Source organism: Vibrio sp. L3-7 (assembly GCF_963898195.1).
Lineage (GTDB): Bacteria > Pseudomonadota > Gammaproteobacteria > Enterobacterales > Vibrionaceae > Vibrio > Vibrio echinoideorum.
The window spans coordinates 1-3,676 of record NZ_CAWQUW010000051.1; the positions used below are offsets into that span (position 1 = coordinate 1).

Annotated in this window: 6 protein-coding genes; all 6 read right to left on the reverse strand. The window is 40.5% G+C overall.

Translation table 11 applies throughout. The features are described 5' to 3' along the window. Positions 1-76: 76 nt before the first annotated feature. Positions 77-736, reverse strand: coding sequence for an RHS repeat domain-containing protein (locus AACW75_RS21670; protein ID WP_237297958.1), 660 nt, complete (start codon positions 734-736; stop codon positions 77-79). A 120-nt stretch (positions 737-856) separates the two neighbouring features. Beyond that, positions 857-1,078: a hypothetical protein gene (locus AACW75_RS21675; RefSeq protein ID WP_009846202.1), complete on the reverse strand. Its 222-nt coding sequence runs from the start codon at positions 1,076-1,078 to the stop codon at positions 857-859. Positions 1,079-1,184: 106 nt separating this feature from the next. After that, on the reverse strand, positions 1,185-1,955 hold the full coding sequence (locus AACW75_RS21680; protein ID WP_237297959.1) for an RHS repeat domain-containing protein: 771 nt from the start codon (positions 1,953-1,955) through the stop codon (positions 1,185-1,187). A 30-nt stretch (positions 1,956-1,985) separates the two neighbouring features. Next, a complete protein-coding gene (locus tag AACW75_RS21685) occupies positions 1,986-2,162 on the reverse strand; it encodes a hypothetical protein (RefSeq protein WP_145572383.1) in 177 nt (58 codons plus the stop codon). Positions 2,163-2,308: 146 nt separating this feature from the next. Further along, on the reverse strand, positions 2,309-2,569 hold the full coding sequence (locus AACW75_RS21690) for a hypothetical protein (protein WP_145572384.1): 261 nt from the start codon (positions 2,567-2,569) through the stop codon (positions 2,309-2,311). Beyond that, the gene (locus AACW75_RS21695; protein ID WP_145572385.1) at positions 2,566-3,327 is read right to left on the reverse strand and encodes a hypothetical protein; all 762 of its coding nucleotides are present in this window, start codon (positions 3,325-3,327) and stop codon (positions 2,566-2,568) included. The genes AACW75_RS21690 and AACW75_RS21695 overlap by 4 nt, the downstream gene beginning before the upstream one ends. Between the last annotated feature and the right edge of the window lie 349 nt (positions 3,328-3,676).

Sequence of the window (3,676 nt, forward strand, 5' to 3'; positions counted from 1 at the left end):
GGTTGTATTGCTTCCAGTTGGTTGTTTTGTAACGAGGCTTAGGCATAGGGCTACGAGAGAGAGTGGACGTAGCTGATCAGATCGTAGGTTCTTGATTTAGTTCCATTGAATTACGCAACAAAGCCTCCATGACCACTGCCCTTTGCTTGGTCGCGTCCAAAAATGGGCTCCTTCGCACCTTTAGGCCTGTAGGCCTGTAGGCCTGATTTGAACGCGGAATCTTCTCCCAGTTGTCGTGATCATTTGAAGGGCAACTTTCGGTTTCGGTTCCTGAGCCCTCTTCACTATTTTGCCAACTCGGCCAATCAGGTAAGTTAGGTATTTCATCACACCCACCGATAGCCCTGCACACCAAATAAGCACTGACAGGAATAGCAACTGCAGGGTGAAGCATTGCTACTGCGAATCTGCCATCCGGATCTACATACCCTAACGGGTCACCATCCACATACGCATAAAGGTTAATCCCGCCTTGCTCTTGCAGTGGGTCGCGGTTTAGCCAGCGGCCCAAGTTGGGCATATAGAAGCGATAACCAAAGTAAACCAACCCACTGGTAAAATCTGAGCGTTTGGGCGACATACCAAACGGCTGTAGAGTGAAATCATCACCACTTACTTGACCGCAAGGCGAATAACCTCGCTGGCTGAGTCTTTCGCCAGCCTGGTCAAACACACCATAGACATGACCGAGATGGTTAGTCATGAAGTAGATATTTTGCTGGCTCTGCTGACGCATTAATAACCCAGCGACACCGCCTTATTTACTACAATTTCTAGTTGTGGTTGTACGAAAGTAACATCACATAATAATTCAGAGACAAAGCCTTTTGTCTTGAAGCAAAAACAAGGCATCACTCTATTCAATGTCTTTCAATATAAGCCATGAATAAATAGGCCAAGCAATGCATGAAATCACTAAATACTGTAGTGGAATAGATATAAAGTTAACAAATGGTATGCCGAGCAAAACCAAATTATCATTTGTAAATTCAATATACAAAAAGTCATAAATAAAGTTGTAAGTTGCTTCTACAAATGACAACATCATTGCAACTTGAATGAATTGTTTAAATTTCATTTACATAATCCCTAATTAAATAACTGCACAGAAAGACTCTGCATGATTTCACTCTTGGTTTGAAGTTCCTGCTCAAATTCATATACTCTAATTTCATTTTAGTCCTTCAATATAATGTATTTAATGAACATTCAATATCACAAGATACTTCTGCATATAGTTCTTCGATAAGCTCCTGAACTGCTGACCTCTTTTCTTTATCAAATACATTCCACTTTTGCGTTGGCTGTTTACATGAAAGAGATTTATTGTGTGGTGCTTGATCCATTACTGCAGACCTTGGTGACATCGCTGCCTTTGCCTTTTCATAACAATCATAATAACATTGGCTATTTTTTTGAGGTGGATATATCAAGTGGTCGGTAGGACTCGGATTGTATGGCCTGGACTTATAACGCCCATCCGGATCCACATACCCTAACGGGTCACCATTTACATACGCATAGAGGTTAATCCCGCCTTGCTCTTGCAGTGGGTCGCGGTTTAGCCAGCGGCCCAAGTTTGGCATATAGAAGCGATAACCAAAATAAACTAATCCACTTTCAAAATCTGAGCGTTTGGTCGACATACCAAACGGCTGTAGAGTGAAACCATCACCACTTACTTGCCCGTAAGGCGAATAACCTCGTTGGCTGAGTCTTTCGCCAGCCTGGTCAAACACACCGTAGACGTGACCAAGATGGTTAGTCATGTAGTAGATATTTTGCTGGCTCTGCTGACGCATTAATAAGCCAGCGACACCGCCTTTTCTATCTGGTCGCCATATATTGTTTGCTAATACGTTGTTCTCGCTGTCATGCTCTTGCAGCTCAATCAGGCCTAAGCGAACAAAGCGTTTCTCTAAGGTTTTAATATTGCTTTCAAAACGCTGATACACTCTTAGAAAATGATCGTGACCATACTCAAATCATTCCTCAATCTGAGTGCCACTTTTCTCAAAACGAATCGCGGTCAGTCTGTTTTCAGCGTCATAGTCTGCTTCAAAAGGAGTCTCACCTGGCAATAAGCCTTGTACTAAGTTTCCATCAGCATCATAAACAAAAGCGCTGCTGTCGCCATCCCACGAGGAAATTTGGTTAAGCATGTTGGCTGACACGTTGGCCTTGCTCAAGAGCGGCGATTAAAGCTCACTAAACAACATTGGAAAGAGGTCATATATTCGATACATCAAATGTATGACCTCAGAAGAATAAGTTGTTGAGGTTGCGTAAAGTTCTGACTCTTTTATTCTTACAATACCTTCAAATCAGACTCGAAGATCCACAAACTGTTGGGAACATCATTGTGGCTATCTATACCGATTGAGGACAATTGGGTATCGAATTGTACCAGCACCTGATACCCCTTCTCTGGATACGCTGGGTGTATTCTAGGCTTAGGACTAACAATCGTTCCACATAGATCAATTAAATCCCAATATGTTCCCAACTCAGCCTCATGCTTTTTCTCTTTTTTTAAGCCGTGAAAGGTAATGATTCTGACCTTTTTCATATTATCTCTTTATCAGTTATTACGCTAAAGTGGATAAACTGGCGTATTACTCCCATCAGGATGCTGTACATCCCAGTGTGGATCATGAGTACCACCATAGGATCACTGCCAGCTTCAACTTCATACGCGTCTTCGATTCCATCAAAATCACCATCTTGTAAGCAAGGAAGTGAGGTCATAATTATTGATTCTCCAAAATGTATTTCTTGACCATCTAAAAGACCATCACTATCAGAATCGGGGTTTTGCGAAGACATGCATAGCTTGTCTTCGATGTGATCGGGCAATTGGTCTCGATCACTATCTAGTGCAGAAGAAGTATAAATTGGACTTTTGGAGCTAGCGCCTTTTCCATCATGCGCGACAACGTTCCAATATCTAGAATGGCTATCTGAAATATGAGACAAATCCAACTTTAGTGAAGTAGCTGTGATACCAGTTTTAAATTGACGTAATTTTCCTGGTTCATCACCAAACCAAAAATCGTAATAGGAAGCGCCTTTAATTGGTAACCAAGTAAAAGTTACGGAATGTGACAAGTTTTTTATCGAATAATTATCCGGAGCAGTCAATGTGACAGGATTAAGGTTTGAAGAAACTTCAACTTTGCTTACACTAAGACGATTACCAAGAGCATCAACTGCATGGTAGTTAAATTCTTGACCGGCTTTTTCATTGATTAATTCTCCACGTAGATTGTATCTATATTCTACTTGACTTGCATTAATGTAGAAAAAACCAAGTAAGAGATATAACATCAACGTCTTTAATGAGATATTAATAAAAGTCACGAATAAAACTCAGGTTAAAATAATCATTGTTAAATGTTATTTAAAAACCTCACAGAATCCCAATCAATTTAATTTATACAGTTATAACTGTTAATTATAATCGAATCATCAACGTTATATTTATCGAAAGTTAATTACAAATCAAACAGCGAGCAGTAGTTTATTGTTCTTTCTATAGGATAAATCACTAAGGCTTTGTTGCGTAATTCAATGGAACTAAATCAAGAACCTACGATCTGATCAGCTACGTCCACTCTCTCTCGTAGCCCTATGCCTAAGCCTCGTTACAAAACAACCAACTGGAAGCAATACAACC